The following is a 13,819-nucleotide window of genomic DNA, read 5'->3' as shown; positions in this document are numbered from 1 at the left end:
ATTAGCCTGCAAAGAACGGACAACTCATGGACGCCCTGCGCCGCCATTCCCTGATGATCCTCGTGCTCGGCAGCCTGGTGGTGACCCTGGCCATGGGCCTGCGCCACGGCTTCGGGCTCTTCCTGGAGCCCATGAGCGCCGAGCTCGGCTGGGGACGCGGGGTCTTCGCCTTCGCCCTGGCCATCCAGAACCTGCTGTGGGGCCTCTCCCAGCCCTTCGCCGGCGCCCTGGCGGACCGCTTCGGCGCCGCCCGGGTGGTGGTGACCGGGGGGGCGCTCTACGCGCTGGGGCTGCTGTTCATGGGGCTCTCGGAGTCGGCACTGGGCATGACGCTCTCCGCCGGGGTGCTGATCGGCCTGGGGCTCTCCGGCACCACCTTCTCGGTGGTGCTGGGCGCGGTGGGCCGCGCCGTGGCCCCTGAGAAGCGCAGCATGGCCATGGGCATCGTCAGCGCCGCCGGCTCCTTCGGCCAGTTCGCCATGCTCCCCGGCACCCTGGGGCTGCTGGAGTGGCTCGGCTGGTCGGCGGCACTGCTCGCCATGGCCGCCATCGGTGCGCTGATGCTGCCGCTGGGGCTGATGCTGCGCGACCGTCCCTCGCCCAAGGCCGCCAGCGACATCAGCCTCGGCGCGGCGCTCAACGAGGCCGCCAACCATCGCGGCTTCTGGCTGCTCTGCCTGGGCTTTTTCGTGTGCGGCTTCCAGGTGGTGTTCATCGGCGTGCACCTGCCGGGCTACCTCTACGACAACGGCATCGCCGTCCAGGTGGGCAGCACCACCCTGGCGCTGATCGGGCTGTTCAACATCGCCGGCACCTACACCGCCGGCTGGCTGGGCGACCGCCATGCCAAGCCCCGCCTGTTGAGCGGCATCTACCTCGCCCGGGCGGCGGTCATCATCCTCTTCCTGATGGCGCCGCTGAGCCCCGCCAACACCTACATATTCGGCATCGCCATGGGCCTGCTGTGGCTCTCCACGGTGCCGCTCACCAACGGCATCGTCGCCTCGGTGTTCGGCGTGCAGCACCTCTCCATGTTGGGTGGCATCGTCTTCCTCTTCCACCAGCTCGGCTCCTTCATGGGGGTCTGGCTGGGCGGGCTGCTCTACGACCTGCACGGCGACTACGACGTGGTCTGGAAGCTCGCCATCCTGCTCGGCGTGGCGGCGGCCATGCTGCACTGGTGGATCAGCGAGGCACCGGTGCAGCGCGGCGCCCGCCAGGAGATCGAGGCATGAGTCGTCGACTGGTCTGGCGAGTGGCGGCAGCGGCTCTCACCGCCGCCGCCCTGGCGCTGGTATGGTGGGGCTGGCATCAACTGGACGCCGCCCTGCTGCTGCTCGGCAGCCGCCTGTGCTGACCGCCAGCCCCGCCCCGCTGCCATCCTCCTGACACGAGAGCCCCGTCATGCAGAAGACACTGCTGCTGGTGGATGTGCAGAACCTCTACTACACCGCGCGCCATGCCTATGGGCGCCATATCGACTACAACGCCCTGTGGGCCCGGGTCACCCGGGATCGCCAGGTGGTCAAGGCGCTGGCCTATGCCATCGATCGCGGCGACGCGAAGCAGCGCCAGTTCCAGAACATCCTGCGTGGCATCGGCTTCGAGGTGAGGCTCAAGCCCTTCATCCAGCGGGCCGACGGCTCGGCCAAGGGCGACTGGGACGTGGGCATCACCCTGGACGCGGTGAAGCACGCCGACGCTGTCGACGTGGTGGTGCTGGCCTCCGGTGACGGGGACTTCGCGCTGCTCGCGGACGCCCTGCGCCAGGAGCATGGCGTGGAGGTCGAGGTCTACGGGGTGCCCGCCCTCACCGCCGGCGCCCTGATCCAGTCGGCCACGCGCTTCGTGCCCCTGGAGGGCGACCTGCTGATGTAGGGTGGCCCGGCCTCGGCCCCCCTGTCAGGCGTTATAGACCACCCGGCCCAGCGCATGGATGGCATAGCCGCCGAGTGCCTCGGCGCGCTCGACGAAGCGCCGCTCGCGGGCGAAGGCGAGCAGACGCTGTACCGGCGGTTCGAAGTAGCTGCGCCGGCGCAGGGCGAGGTCGAAGCACTCCTCTTGCAGGGGCAGGAAGTCGAGCCCCTGGCGCCGGGCCGCCGCCTCCACCCCCAGGCCCGCATCCGCCTCGCCCTGGCGCACCGCCAGGGCCAGGTCGTCCTCGGAGAGCGCGGGATGCGGCGCCCAGTCGAGGCGCTCCGCGGGCAGGCCGGCCCGGGAGAGCAGCCACTCCAGCAGCCGGCTCGCCCCAGCGTCGGGCTGGCGGTGGGCGACGCGCACCCCGGAGCGCGCCAGGTCCGCCAGGCGCCGGATGCCCAGCGGATTGCCCGGCGCCAGCAGCAGCCCCTGGCGCCGTGTCGCCCAGCGCACCAGCACCAGGTCACGCATCCCGCCGAGCCCCAGGCGGGCCGGTGCGTTGTAGCCGCCGCTTTCGTCGTCCAGCAGGTGCAGCCCGGCCAGCATGGCCTGGCCTTCCAGCAGGCGGCGCACCCCGTCGCCGCTGCCCTGGCATAGCAGCGCCAGCTCCGAGCCGCTCTCGCGCACCGCCCACTCCAGCAGCGGGTCCTGGCTGCCGGCCAGCACCACCGGCACCGGGCGCGCCGAGGCCTGGTCGCCCTCCAGGTGGTTCATCAGCCACAGGTCGATGCTCTGGCGCGGGAACAGCAGCTTGCCGGTCACCCGCACGCAGGGGATCTCCCCCTGGCGAACCAGATCGTAGACCTTGCGCTCCTTGAGGCGCAGGTAGTCGGCCACCTCGGCGGTGGTCAGGTAGGCGTGCATGGCGACTCCTCACGGCGGATACCGGGACCCAACGCATTTATCATGCATATGGCTGCATAAATTCCATCGTTGGATGAAGTCTGCCTTGGCAACACACAAGATGCCAGACAACTGATGGAGAAACAGATGGCCAACGACGCCGGCGCCTTCGCCACCGCCCTCGACCTGATTCTCGGCCTCGATCCCGACCTGCTCGGCATCGTGGCCCTGTCGCTGCGGGTATCGCTGACCGCCGTGGCGCTCGCCACCCTGGTGGGCCTGCCGCTCGGCGCGGCGCTGGCGCTGTGGCGTTTCCCCGGCCACGGCGCCGTGGTGGTGGCCCTCAACGCCCTGATGGGCTTGCCGCCGGTGGTGGCGGGGCTGTGCGTCTACCTGCTGCTCTCCCGCGCCGGTCCGCTGGGCGAGCTCGGGCTGCTCTTCACCCCCACCGCCATGGTGGTGGCCCAGGTGGTGCTGGTGCTGCCTATCATCGCCGCCCTGGCGCGCCAGCAGGTGGAGGAGCTGCATCAGGAATACGCCGAGCAGCTCACCTCCCTGGGGCTGTCACGGCTGCGCATGATCCCCACCCTGCTGTGGGACGCCCGCCTGGGCCTGGTCACGGTGGTGCTCGCCGGCTTCGGGCGCGCCAGCGCGGAGGTGGGGGCGGTGATGATCGTGGGCGGCAACATCGACGGCGTCACCCGGGTGATGACCACTGCCATCGTGCTGGAGACCAGCAAGGGCGACCTGCCGCTGGCGCTGGGGCTCGGCATCGTGCTGCTGGGGCTGGTGGCGCTGGTCAACGCCGGCGCCTACCTGGTCGGCGAGGCGTCGCGGAGGAGGCTGGGATGAACGACATGGCCACGCGGCCCCTCACCGGGACACCGCCGCTGGCGCTTCAGGGCGTCACCTTCACCCACCGTGGCCAGCGCCTGCTGGGGCCGCTGGACCTGCGCCTGACCGGCTGCCGACGCACCCTGGTGATGGGGCCCAACGGCGCCGGCAAGAGCCTGCTGATGCGCCTGGCCCACGGCCTGCTGGCCCCCTCGGCGGGCCGGGTGGACTGGCAGGGGCGCACCCCGCGCCAGGCGATGGTGTTCCAGCGCCCGGTGCTGCTCAAGCGCTCGGCGCTGGCCAACCTCACCTACGCCCTGGCGGTGAACGGCACGCCACGCCCCGAGCGACGCCCGCGCGCCCGCGAGGCGCTGGAGCGCTTCGGCCTGGCGGCGCTGGAGAAACGTCCGGCACGGGTGCTCTCCGGCGGCGAACAGCAGCGCCTGGCGCTGGCCCGGGCCTGGCTGCTCGACCCCGAGGTGCTGTTCCTCGACGAGCCCACCTCGGCGCTGGACCCCGCCGCCATCAAGGCGGTGGAGGATGCGGTGCAGGAGTTCCATCGCCGGGGTACCCGCATCCTGATGAGCAGCCACGACCTGCACCAGGCCCGGCGCCTGGCGGACGAGGTGCTGTTCCTCAACGCTGGGCGGCTGATCGAGCACAGCGACGCCGCCACCTTCTTCACGGCCCCCGCCTCGAGGGAGGCGCGGGCCTTCATCCGCGGAGAGCTGGTGCTCTAGCCCGGCGCTCCGAATCCACCGGCAGTCCATGTCCCGTCATAACAAGGAAGCGACCATGCACCACAAGACACGCATCGCCCTCACCGCCATCCTGGGGCTCTCGATGGCCGCCCAGGCCCAGGCTCAGGGCAGCGAGAGTGAGAATGGCGAGAAGTACATCACCCTGGCCTCCACCACCTCCACCGAGAACTCGGGGCTGTTCGACGCCATCATCCCGCAGTTCACCGACAAGACCGGCATCGAGGTGCGCGTGGTAGCCGTGGGCACCGGCCAGGCCTTCGAGATCGCCCGCCGCGGCGACGCCGACAGCCTGCTGGTTCACGATACCGCCGGCGAGGAGCGCTTCGTCGAGGAGGGCTACGGCACCGAGCGCGCCAACGTCATGTACAACGACTTCGTGATTATCGGCCCCGGCGGCGACCCGGCCGGCATCGCGGATGCCGAGACCGTCGCCGAGGCGCTGCAGCTGATCGCCGAGGCCGAGGCGCCCTTCGCCTCCCGCGGTGACGACAGCGGCACCAACCGCGCCGAGCTGCGCCTGTGGGAGGCCGCCGGCGTCGAGCCGGGCGGCGAGTGGTACCGCGAACTCGGCAGCGGCATGGGCCCCACCCTCAACACCGCCGCCGGCATGGACGCCTACGTGATGAGCGACCGCGCCACCTGGGTGGCCTTCGAGAACCCCCAGAACCTAGAGCTGCTGTTCGAGGGCGACGAGGCCCTCTTCAACCAGTACGGCAGCCTCGTGATCTCCGAGGAGCGCCACCCGCACCTCAAGCACGACCTGGCCGGGCAGTGGCACCAGTGGCTGCTCTCCGCGGAAGGCCAGCAGGCCATCGGTGACTTCACCATGAACGGCCAGCAGCTGTTCTTCCCCAACGCCGAATAACCCCCTTCCCACCCTCTCCTCACTTGGGGCGACCTTCGGGCCGCCCCTTTTTTGGTCTCGCCGCGCCTGCCTCGCCCTCAGCCCTCAGCCTCTACACCATTCGTCGAACACGGCGCCAGCTGCACTTTACGTTAACGTAAACCTATCCTAGTCTTGTGCCATCACGGTTCAGCACCCGACTGGACGCCGTGTGCGCCACCGTCGCGCCCGCCAGCTGGCGGCATGAACGGCGCCACCGCCCACGATCAGCACGCACGAGAAGAACGGAGTTCCGCCCATGCATACGCCCTACAAGCCCCTCGACTTCGGCCTCGACGAAGAGCTCAACATGCTGCGCGAGCAAGTCAACGCCTTCGCCCGCGACGAGATCGCCCCGCGCGCCGCCGAGATCGACGAGAAGAACGAGTTCCCCAACGACCTCTGGCAGAAGTTCGGCGACATGGGCCTGCTCGGCATCACCGTACCGGAAGAGGATGGCGGCGCCGGCATGGGCTACCTGGCGCACTGCATCGCCATGGAGGAGATCTCCCGGGCCAGCGCCTCCGTGGGCCTCTCCTACGGCGCCCACTCCAACCTCTGCGTCAACCAGCTCAAGATCAACGCCAACGCCGAGCAGAAGGCCAAGTACCTGCCCAAGCTGATCAGCGGCGAGCACGTCGGGGCACTGGCCATGTCCGAGCCGGGCGCCGGTTCCGACGTGGTCTCCATGAAGCTGCGCGCCCGCAAGGAGGGTGACAAGTACATCCTCAACGGCAACAAGATGTGGATCACCAACGGCCCCGACGCCGACGTGCTGGTGGTCTACGCCAAGACCGACCCCGAGGCGGGCTCCAAGGGCATCACCGCCTTCATCATCGAGAAGGGTATGCCCGGCTTCTCCACCGCCCAGAAGCTCGACAAGCTGGGCATGCGCGGCTCCAACACCTGCGAGCTGGTGTTCCAGGACTGCGAGGTGCCGGAAGAGAACGTACTCGGCGAGCTGAACAAGGGCGTGAAGGTACTGATGAGCGGGCTGGACTTCGAGCGCACCGTGCTCGCCGCCGGCCCCATCGGCATCATGCAGGCCGCCCTGGACGTCGTGGTGCCCTACATCCACGAGCGCAAGCAGTTCAACCAGTCCATCGGCGAGTTCCAGCTGGTGCAGGGCAAGATCGCCGACATGTACTCCACCCTGAACGCCTGCCGCGCCTACCTCTACGCGGTGGCCGGGGCCTGCGACCGCGACCGGAGCTCGCGCAAGGACGCCGCCGGGGTGATCCTGTTCTGCGCCGAAAAGGCCACCCAGGTGGCGCTGGACGCCATCCAGCTGCTCGGCGGCAACGGCTACATCAACGAGTTCCCCACCGGGCGCCTGCTGCGCGACGCCAAGCTATACGAGATCGGCGCCGGCACCAGCGAGATTCGGCGGATGCTGATCGGCCGCGAACTGTTCAACGAATCCGTTTAACCCAAGCCGTAAGCTGTAAGCTGTAAGCTGTAAGTCACTGCCTTACGGGGTTTTCTTACAGCTTCAGGCTTACAGCTTAAAGCTCCCCGGAGGGGTACATGTCCATCCTGACGTCCCAGATCAATCCGCGCAGCGAGGCCTTCCAGGCCAACGAGGCGGCGATGCGCACCGAGGTCGCCAAGCTGCGCGAGCTGACCGCGGCGATCCGCCAGGGCGGCGGCGAGAAGGCCCGCACCCGTCACGAGTCCCGCGGCAAGCTGTTCGTGCGCGACCGCATCGACCACCTGCTCGACGAGGGCTCGCCCTTCCTCGAGTTCTCGGCCCTGGCCGCCCATGAGGTCTACGACTCCGCGGTGCCCGCCGCCGGCGTGGTGACGGGCATCGGCCGCGTCAGTGGCGTCGAGTGCGTGATCGTCGCCAACGACGCCACCGTCAAGGGCGGCACCTACTTCCCGCTCACCGTGAAGAAGCATATCCGCGCCCAGGAGATCGCCCGCAAGCACCGCCTGCCGTGCATCTACCTGGTCGACTCCGGCGGCGCCTTCCTGCCCCGCCAGGACGAGGTCTTCCCGGACCGCGACCACTTCGGCCGCATCTTCTACAACCAGGCCACCCTCTCCGCCGAGGGCATCCCGCAGATCGCCGTGGTAATGGGCTCCTGCACCGCCGGCGGCGCCTACGTGCCGGCCATGGCCGACGAGTCGATCATCGTCCGCGAGCAGGGCACCATCTTCCTGGGCGGCCCGCCCCTGGTGAAGGCCGCCACCGGCGAGAGCATCAGCGCCGAGGACCTGGGCGGCGCCGACGTCCACGCCAAGAAGAGCGGCGTGGCCGACCACTACGCCGAGAACGACGCCCACGCCCTGCAGCTCGCCCGGGCCAGCGTCTCGCGGCTCAACTGGCAGAAGCGCGGCCAGCTCAGGATGCAGGAGCCGAAGCCGCCCAAGCTGGACCCCAGCGAGCTTTACGGCATCGTCGGCACCGACCTCAAGAAGCCCTACGACGTGCGTGAGGTGATCGCGCGCATCGTCGACGACTCCGACTTCGACGAGTTCAAGCGCTACTACGGCGACACCCTGGTCACCGGCTTCGCGCATATCCACGGCTACCCGGTGGGCATCGTCGCCAACAACGGCGTGCTCTTCTCCGAATCCGCGGTCAAGGGCGCCCACTTCATCGAGCTCTGCGCCCAGCGCAAGATCCCGCTGATCTTCCTGCAGAACATCACCGGTTTCATGGTCGGCTCCAAGTACGAGCACGAGGGCATCGCCAAGCACGGCGCCAAGCTGGTCACCGCGGTGGCCTGCGCCCGCGTGCCCAAGTTCACCGTGCTGATCGGCGGCAGCTTCGGTGCCGGCAACTACGGCATGTGCGGCCGTGCCTACGACCCCAACCTGCTGTTTATGTGGCCCAACGCGCGCATCTCGGTGATGGGCGGCGAACAGGCGGCGGGCGTGCTGGCCCAGGTCAAGCGCGAACAGATCGAGCGTGAAGGCCGCGAGTGGTCTGCGGAGGAAGAGGAAGCCTTCAAGGCGCCCACCCGCGAGCAGTACGAGCACCAGGGCCACCCCTACTACGCCAGCGCCAGGCTGTGGGACGACGGGGTCATCGACCCGGCCCAGACCCGCGACGTGCTGGGCCTGTCGCTCGCCGCAGCCATGAACGCCGAGGTCGAAGAGACCAAGTTCGGCGTGTTCCGGATGTAAGGGAGGACTTCCACCATGGCAACACAAGAGACCTTCTCCCGGCTGGAGCTCGACGAGCGCGGCGTCGCCTGGCTGACGCTGGAGCGCCCCGAGGTTCATAACGCCTTCGACGACCACCTCATCGCCGAGCTCAACGGCCACCTGGAGCGGCTGCATGCCGCTGCCACCTCCGGCGAGGTGCGCGTGGTGGTGCTGGGCTCCGAGGGCAAGAGCTTCTCCGCCGGGGCCGACCTCAACTGGATGAAGCGCATGGTCGAGTACGATTTCGACGGTAACCTGGCCGATTCGCGCAAGCTCTCCGCCCTGATGCACGGCCTGGACACCCTGCCCTGCCCCACGCTCTGCCGCGTGCAGGGGGCCGCCTTCGGCGGCGCCGTGGGCCTGGCCGCCTGCTGCGACATCGTCGTCGCCGCCGAAAAGGCCAAGTTCTGCCTCTCCGAGGTGAAGATCGGCCTGTCGCCGGCAGTGATCAGCCCCTATGTGCAGCGCGCCATCGGGCCACGCCAGATGCGCCGCTACGCGCTCTCCGCCGAGGTGATGGACGCCCCCACCGCCCTGGCCCTGGGCCTGGCTCACCAGGTGGTTGACGCTGATGCGCTCGACGATGCCGTCGCCGCCATGCTCGAGACGCTGCTGGCCGGCTCGCCCCAGGCCCAGCGCGCCACCAAGGCGCTGCTCGCCGAGGTGGCTCGGGAGCCCGACAGCAAGGCCACCCGCGAGCATACCTGCCGGGTGATAAGCGAGCTGCGCGTCAGCGCCGAGGGCCAGGAGGGCCTGGCCAGCTTCTTCGAGAAGCGCCGCCCCGCCTGGACAAACGAAAGCGACAACCGTGTCGCAGAAAACAAGGCCGCGGAGCCCCGCTCATGACTACCGATCTGAACAAGTTCGACACCCTGCTGGTCGCTAACCGCGGCGAGATCGCCTGCCGGGTGATGCGCACCGCGCGCGCCATGGGCCTACGCACCGTGGCCGTCTACTCCGACGCCGATGCCAACGCCCGCCACGTGCGCGAGGCCGACGAGGCCGTGCGCCTGGGCCCCGCCGCCGCCCGCGACAGCTACCTCAAGGTGGAGGCGGTGATCGAGGCCGCCAAGCGCACCGGCGCCGGCGCCATCCACCCCGGCTACGGCTTCCTCTCCGAGAACGGTCCCTTCGTGGAGGCCCTGGAGAAGGCCGGCATCACCTTCGTCGGCCCGCCCGCCTCGGCCATCGCCGCCATGGGCGACAAGTCTGCCGCCAAGGCGCGCATGCACCACGCCGGCGTGCCGCTGGTGCCGGGCTACCACGGCGACGACCAGGACGACGCCCTGCTCAAGGCCGAGGCCGACAAGATCGGCTACCCGGTGCTGCTCAAGGCCAGCGCCGGCGGCGGTGGCAAGGGCATGCGGGTGGTGGAATCCGCCGCCGGCTTCCAGGCCGCCCTCGACGGCTGCCGCCGCGAGTCCCAGGCGGCCTTCGGCGACCAGCGCATGCTGATCGAGAAGTACCTGACCCAGCCGCGCCACGTGGAGGTCCAGGTGTTCTGCGACAGCCACGGCAACGGCGTCTACCTCTTCGAGCGCGACTGCTCCGTGCAGCGCCGCCACCAGAAGGTACTGGAGGAGGCCCCTGCCCCCGGCATGAGCGCCGAGCTGCGTCGCGAGATGGGCGAGGCTGCCGTGCGCGCCGCCCGCGAGATCGGCTACGTGGGGGCCGGCACCGTGGAGTTCCTGCTGGACTCTTCACCAGGTCAGGACGGCGCTTTCTATTTCATGGAGATGAACACCCGCCTGCAGGTGGAGCACCCGGTCACCGAGATGATCACCGGCCAGGACCTGGTGGAGTGGCAGCTGCGCGTGGCCATGGGCGAGCGGCTGCCGCTGGCCCAGGACGAGCTGACCATCACCGGCCACAGCTTCGAGGCACGCCTCTACGCCGAGGACCCGGAGCAGGACTTCCTGCCCGCCACCGGCACCCTGACGCGCTTCGCCCTGGACCTGGCAGGCGCCGGGCTGGATGCCGGCAAGGTGCGCCTAGACAGCGGCGTGGAGAGCGGCGACGCCGTCTCCATGCACTACGACCCGATGCTCGCCAAGCTGATCGTCCACGGCGCCGACCGCGACCAGGCGCTGGCGACGCTGAACCGTGCGCTGGCGGCGCTGGACGTGCAGGGCGTGGTCACCAACCGCGCCTTCCTGCAGCGCCTGGCCACCCACCCCGCCTTCAAGGGCTGCGAGCTCGACACCCGCTTCATCGAGAAGCACGAGGAGAGCCTGTTCGCCCCGCGCGAGGTCACCACCGAGGCCTATGCCGCCGCGGCGCTGATCGGCCTCAAGCAGCTCTCCCGGGAGTGCGAGAGCGACTCCCCCTGGGATCGCCACGACGGCTTCCGCCTCAACGCGCCCCACACCATTCGGCTGGCCCTGTGCGCCACCGGCCACGACCTGACTCGCGCCCAGGCGCCGGACGCCGAGGACGTGGTGATCGTGGAGGGCCGCCGCGAGACCGATGCCGATCCCTGGCAGCTGATGATCGGCGACGAGACCCTCACCGCGCGCATCCAGCACCTGGAGGGCGACGCCGTGGCGGTGACCTTGAACGGCCACCGCCGTCGCCTGCAGGCGCGCCTCGCCGCCAACGGCGTGGTGGTGATGGCCGACGCCGCCGGCGAGACCCGCCTGTTCTGGCGCCGCATCGACGCCATCGACCATGGCCAGCACGAGGCGGAATCCACCCTCACCGCCCCCATGCACGGCACCGTGGTGGCGCTGCTGGTGGAGCCGGGCCAGAAGGTGGAGAAAGGCATGCCACTGATGGTGATGGAGGCCATGAAGATGGAGCACACCATGGCCGCCCCCGCCGATGGCCACGTGGAGAGCTTCCACTTCGCCGCCGGCGACACCGTGGGCCAGGGCGACGTGCTGCTCGAATTCGCCGCGGAGGAGTAAGCCAATGGCATTCCCGAAACAGGTTCGCCTGGTCGAGGTCGGCCCGCGCGACGGGCTGCAGAACGAGCCCGAGCCGATCAGCACCGCCACCAAGCTCGAGCTGATCGACCGCCTCGGCGCGGCCGGCATCCGCTACATCGAGGCGGCCAGCTTCGTCTCGCCCAAGTGGGTGCCGCAGATGGCCGACCACCGCGAGGTGATGACCGGGCTCACACGGCGCGACGGCGTCACCTACGCGGCGCTGACGCCCAACCTCAAGGGGCTGGAGGCGGCCCTGGAGTGCGGCGTCGAGGAGGTGGCGGTGTTCGGCGCCGCCTCCGAGGCCTTCTCGCAGAAGAACATCAACTGCTCCGTGGCCGAGTCCCTGGCGCGCTTCGAGCCGGTGCTGGAGCGAGCAAAGGCCGCCGGCGTGCGGGTGCGCGGCTACGTCTCCACCGTGCTGGGCTGCCCCTACGAGGGCGAGATCGCCCCCGCCAAGGTGGCCGAAGTCTCCAAGGCACTCTATGAGATGGGCTGCTACGAGATCTCGCTGGGCGACACCATCGGCGTGGGCACACCCCTCAAGGCCAAGCGGATGCTTGAGGCCGTGAGCGACGAGGTACCCATGGCCCATCTCGCCGCCCACTTCCACGACACCTACGGCCAGGCGCTGGCCAACCTCTACGCGGTGCTGGAGGAAGGCATCGCCGTGGTCGACAGCTCCGTCGCCGGCCTCGGCGGCTGCCCCTACGCCAAGGGCGCCTCCGGCAACGTGGCAAGCGAGGACGTGGTCTACCTGCTCAATGGCCTCGGCATCGAGACCGGCATCGACCTCGACAAGCTCGCCGATACCGGCACCTGGATCACGCAGACCATCGGCCGGCCCAACCGCTCCAAGGCAGGGGTGGCGCTGGCCGCCAGGTAATCGCAACGCCAACAAGCGAAAGCCCCCGAGCCAGATGAATGCCCCGGGGGCTTTGGTATTGCATAACGCCCGCATTTGCGGCTGGTTTGGAGCGCAGCGGAAAACCAGTCCGACAACATGCGCTTGTTAGCCATTAGTACACCGGCTCCGAGTACAGCATAGACTGATTTATTGGTGCAGACAGCTCATATCTCGATGCTACGTTTGACACTAATTCAGCGAACCACTTGGGAGCGGTAGGTGAAATATGGACAGTCTCAATCAGGGAGTTTAGATCAACTTTAACATCCGAACCAAACAGCTGATTTTCTTTTCCAACAGCGATTCCCTTTTCAGCATTAGGTAGCTCTTGAATAACGGCTCTAACTTCTTTTTCGTGCTCGAACGATTTTCTTTTGTGGGTGAAAGGGTAAAACGAGTTCCCTTCTGGCAACCATTCACTGTCATAATCTATGTAATTAACCAACCCAAGATAAACATTCTCGGGTAACGCATCTTTTAGTTTTAAATAATTTGTCTCAATAGCGACAGCTTCATTGGTTTTCGCGTATAAATCCCACATAGCCGCCGACTCATACTCATTAGCGTGCCAACAATTTATATAGGTCCAACCCCGAATCCATTTAGAGAAATCAGCCATCTGAGTCGTCATTTTCTCAAGTTGTTCACCTGGTATGTCTTTGTACACATGTGGTCTCAAAGCCACGTTGGCCTTTGAGTAGGAGCCTTCAAATGGATCTTTGAACAGATCTGCCCTACAAAAGAACAAGCTTTCTGACGACAGCAATGATACGAACTTAGTAAAGTCCATATATCGCCATAATCTTGCTTCTTGATTTTTCGGCTGATTAAAGCATGGATGATCAGTTATAGCTGACACTCTAACTCCCGTATGGCTAACGCTGAGCGCACCGGTGGCCTTTACAGAGCGAAGCGGCGTAAAGGACATCCGCGTGACGCGTATTGTTATGCACTGTTAAATCTCCCGCCGTTGCCCGATACACAGCAGTGCAGTTGGTTCCAAGTTTGAGGGTAACCTCAATGCTTCCTTGACCCTTGCATCATCAAACCCTGCCACCAGAACACAACCAAGTCCGAGAGCCGTACTCTGGAGATGAACATTTTGTGCTAAAGCCCCAGTTTCCATATATACATAGCGAGCACCTCGCTCTCCCTCGGGTGGCTGAGATTCAAAGTGCCGAACCGCAACTCCGAGTTTCGCTGAAACCCCGATGACGATAGCTGCCTCTTTCAACCATGGTTGATCGCCAATCCCTAGCTCGTGCATCGCCCCTTCCGGAATACAGCTACCGACTAGCTCCAGCGAATGGCTTTCAGCCTTATACTCATAGGTACCGGGCTCAAGTTCCGATACCCGCTGCACCACAATTTGTAGATACAGCGGGTATAACCCACCTGCTGATGGAGTTGATCTTTTTTGATCGGCACCGGTTACGCCTTGGGCCGACCAAAGCAATTGGGACAAAACACCTAAAGGTAGCGGTGCCTGCGTATATTCTCTTACGCTGCGCCGAGACTCAATACACTCAACCAATGGCTCAGAGCCTTGTAATTCGGGCGTTGGTAGCTCGATGACCATGCACTTACCCCCCTA

General features: G+C 67.0%; 14 protein-coding genes. 11 read left to right on the top strand and 3 right to left on the bottom strand.

What is annotated here, in order from left to right; all coding sequences use genetic code 11:
* The first annotated feature begins 26 nt into the window (after positions 1 to 26).
* The 3 genes from Q673_RS31505 to Q673_RS31500 are packed head-to-tail and all read left to right on the top strand — an operon-like array spanning position 27 to position 1,878.
* Complete coding sequence (locus Q673_RS31505; RefSeq protein ID WP_023006742.1) at positions 27 to 1,235, top strand: MFS transporter; 1,209 nt, start codon at positions 27 to 29, stop codon at positions 1,233 to 1,235.
* Positions 1,232 to 1,357 (top strand): hypothetical protein, encoded by a 126-nt coding sequence (locus Q673_RS37110; protein WP_023006741.1) that lies wholly within the window; start codon positions 1,232 to 1,234, stop codon positions 1,355 to 1,357. The genes Q673_RS31505 and Q673_RS37110 overlap by 4 nt, the downstream gene beginning before the upstream one ends.
* A gap of 47 nt (positions 1,358 to 1,404) precedes the next feature.
* Positions 1,405 to 1,878 (top strand): LabA-like NYN domain-containing protein, encoded by a 474-nt coding sequence (locus Q673_RS31500; RefSeq protein ID WP_023006740.1) that lies wholly within the window; start codon positions 1,405 to 1,407, stop codon positions 1,876 to 1,878.
* 24 nt (positions 1,879 to 1,902) lie between these two features.
* Here the strand turns inward: Q673_RS31500 and Q673_RS31495 are convergent, their stop codons facing one another.
* Positions 1,903 to 2,781 carry a helix-turn-helix transcriptional regulator gene (locus Q673_RS31495; RefSeq protein WP_023006739.1) on the bottom strand — a complete coding sequence of 293 codons (879 nt, stop codon included), beginning with the start codon at positions 2,779 to 2,781 and terminating at the stop codon, positions 1,903 to 1,905.
* 126 nt (positions 2,782 to 2,907) lie between these two features.
* Here Q673_RS31495 and Q673_RS31490 point away from each other — a divergent pair, with 126 nt between their 5' ends.
* The 8 genes from Q673_RS31490 (at position 2,908) to Q673_RS31455 (ending at position 12,204) form a co-directional block, all read left to right on the top strand.
* Entirely contained in the window at positions 2,908 to 3,612 is a 705-nt protein-coding gene (locus Q673_RS31490) for an ABC transporter permease (protein ID WP_023006738.1), read from the top strand.
* The gene (locus tag Q673_RS31485; RefSeq protein ID WP_023006737.1) at positions 3,609 to 4,334 is read left to right on the top strand and encodes an ATP-binding cassette domain-containing protein; all 726 of its coding nucleotides are present in this window, start codon (positions 3,609 to 3,611) and stop codon (positions 4,332 to 4,334) included. The genes Q673_RS31490 and Q673_RS31485 overlap by 4 nt, the downstream gene beginning before the upstream one ends.
* Positions 4,335 to 4,437: 103 nt before the next feature.
* Positions 4,438 to 5,220: a substrate-binding domain-containing protein gene (locus tag Q673_RS31480; protein WP_052004272.1), complete on the top strand. Its 783-nt coding sequence runs from the start codon at positions 4,438 to 4,440 to the stop codon at positions 5,218 to 5,220.
* 277 nt (positions 5,221 to 5,497) lie between these two features.
* Positions 5,498 to 6,667, top strand: coding sequence for an isovaleryl-CoA dehydrogenase (locus Q673_RS31475; protein WP_023006735.1), 1,170 nt, complete (start codon positions 5,498 to 5,500; stop codon positions 6,665 to 6,667).
* A gap of 98 nt (positions 6,668 to 6,765) precedes the next feature.
* Positions 6,766 to 8,373, top strand: coding sequence for a carboxyl transferase domain-containing protein (locus Q673_RS31470; protein WP_023006734.1), 1,608 nt, complete (start codon positions 6,766 to 6,768; stop codon positions 8,371 to 8,373).
* A gap of 15 nt (positions 8,374 to 8,388) precedes the next feature.
* The gene (locus tag Q673_RS31465) at positions 8,389 to 9,240 is read left to right on the top strand and encodes an enoyl-CoA hydratase-related protein (protein WP_023006733.1); all 852 of its coding nucleotides are present in this window, start codon (positions 8,389 to 8,391) and stop codon (positions 9,238 to 9,240) included.
* Positions 9,237 to 11,300: an acetyl/propionyl/methylcrotonyl-CoA carboxylase subunit alpha gene (locus tag Q673_RS31460; RefSeq protein WP_023006732.1), complete on the top strand. Its 2,064-nt coding sequence runs from the start codon at positions 9,237 to 9,239 to the stop codon at positions 11,298 to 11,300. Before Q673_RS31465 ends, Q673_RS31460 begins: the two co-directional genes overlap by 4 nt.
* Positions 11,301 to 11,304: 4 nt before the next feature.
* On the top strand, positions 11,305 to 12,204 hold the full coding sequence (locus Q673_RS31455; RefSeq protein ID WP_023006731.1) for a hydroxymethylglutaryl-CoA lyase: 900 nt from the start codon (positions 11,305 to 11,307) through the stop codon (positions 12,202 to 12,204).
* A 133-nt stretch (positions 12,205 to 12,337) separates the two neighbouring features.
* Here the strand turns inward: Q673_RS31455 and Q673_RS36100 are convergent, their stop codons facing one another.
* Both Q673_RS36100 and Q673_RS36095 read right to left on the bottom strand, forming a co-directional pair.
* Positions 12,338 to 13,153, bottom strand: a complete 816-nt coding sequence (locus Q673_RS36100) for a DUF2971 domain-containing protein (protein ID WP_200861413.1) — start codon at positions 13,151 to 13,153, stop codon at positions 12,338 to 12,340.
* A 27-nt stretch (positions 13,154 to 13,180) separates the two neighbouring features.
* Positions 13,181 to 13,804, bottom strand: coding sequence for a SagB/ThcOx family dehydrogenase (locus Q673_RS36095; protein WP_031211402.1), 624 nt, complete (start codon positions 13,802 to 13,804; stop codon positions 13,181 to 13,183).
* Positions 13,805 to 13,819: the final 15 nt, after the last annotated feature.

Source organism: Halomonas sp. PBN3, from assembly GCF_000475415.1.
Classification (GTDB): domain Bacteria; phylum Pseudomonadota; class Gammaproteobacteria; order Pseudomonadales; family Halomonadaceae; genus Halomonas; species Halomonas shengliensis.
Note: the sequence above shows the minus strand (reverse complement) of the source record. Positions and strands in the feature narration are given on the sequence as shown.

Excerpts from the sequence above, each read along its gene's own strand:
- Q673_RS31485 (WP_023006737.1), top strand. The coding sequence starts at position 3,609 with ATGAACGACATGGCCACGCGGCCCCTCACCGGGACACCGCCGCTGGCG.
- Q673_RS31465 (WP_023006733.1), top strand. The coding sequence starts at position 8,389 with ATGGCAACACAAGAGACCTTCTCCCGGCTGGAGCTCGACGAGCGCGGC.
- Q673_RS31455 (WP_023006731.1), top strand. The coding sequence starts at position 11,305 with ATGGCATTCCCGAAACAGGTTCGCCTGGTCGAGGTCGGCCCGCGCGAC.
- Q673_RS31500 (WP_023006740.1), top strand. The coding sequence starts at position 1,405 with ATGCAGAAGACACTGCTGCTGGTGGATGTGCAGAACCTCTACTACACC.
- Q673_RS31460 (WP_023006732.1), top strand. The coding sequence starts at position 9,237 with ATGACTACCGATCTGAACAAGTTCGACACCCTGCTGGTCGCTAACCGC.
- Q673_RS31490 (WP_023006738.1), top strand. The coding sequence starts at position 2,908 with ATGGCCAACGACGCCGGCGCCTTCGCCACCGCCCTCGACCTGATTCTC.
- Q673_RS36095 (WP_031211402.1), bottom strand. The coding sequence starts at position 13,804 with ATGGTCATCGAGCTACCAACGCCCGAATTACAAGGCTCTGAGCCATTG.
- Q673_RS31480 (WP_052004272.1), top strand. The coding sequence starts at position 4,438 with ATGGCCGCCCAGGCCCAGGCTCAGGGCAGCGAGAGTGAGAATGGCGAG.
- Q673_RS31505 (WP_023006742.1), top strand. The coding sequence starts at position 27 with ATGGACGCCCTGCGCCGCCATTCCCTGATGATCCTCGTGCTCGGCAGC.
- Q673_RS37110 (WP_023006741.1), top strand. The coding sequence starts at position 1,232 with ATGAGTCGTCGACTGGTCTGGCGAGTGGCGGCAGCGGCTCTCACCGCC.
- Q673_RS31470 (WP_023006734.1), top strand. The coding sequence starts at position 6,766 with ATGTCCATCCTGACGTCCCAGATCAATCCGCGCAGCGAGGCCTTCCAG.
- Q673_RS31495 (WP_023006739.1), bottom strand. The coding sequence starts at position 2,781 with ATGCACGCCTACCTGACCACCGCCGAGGTGGCCGACTACCTGCGCCTC.
- Q673_RS36100 (WP_200861413.1), bottom strand. The coding sequence starts at position 13,153 with ATGTCCTTTACGCCGCTTCGCTCTGTAAAGGCCACCGGTGCGCTCAGC.
- Q673_RS31475 (WP_023006735.1), top strand. The coding sequence starts at position 5,498 with ATGCATACGCCCTACAAGCCCCTCGACTTCGGCCTCGACGAAGAGCTC.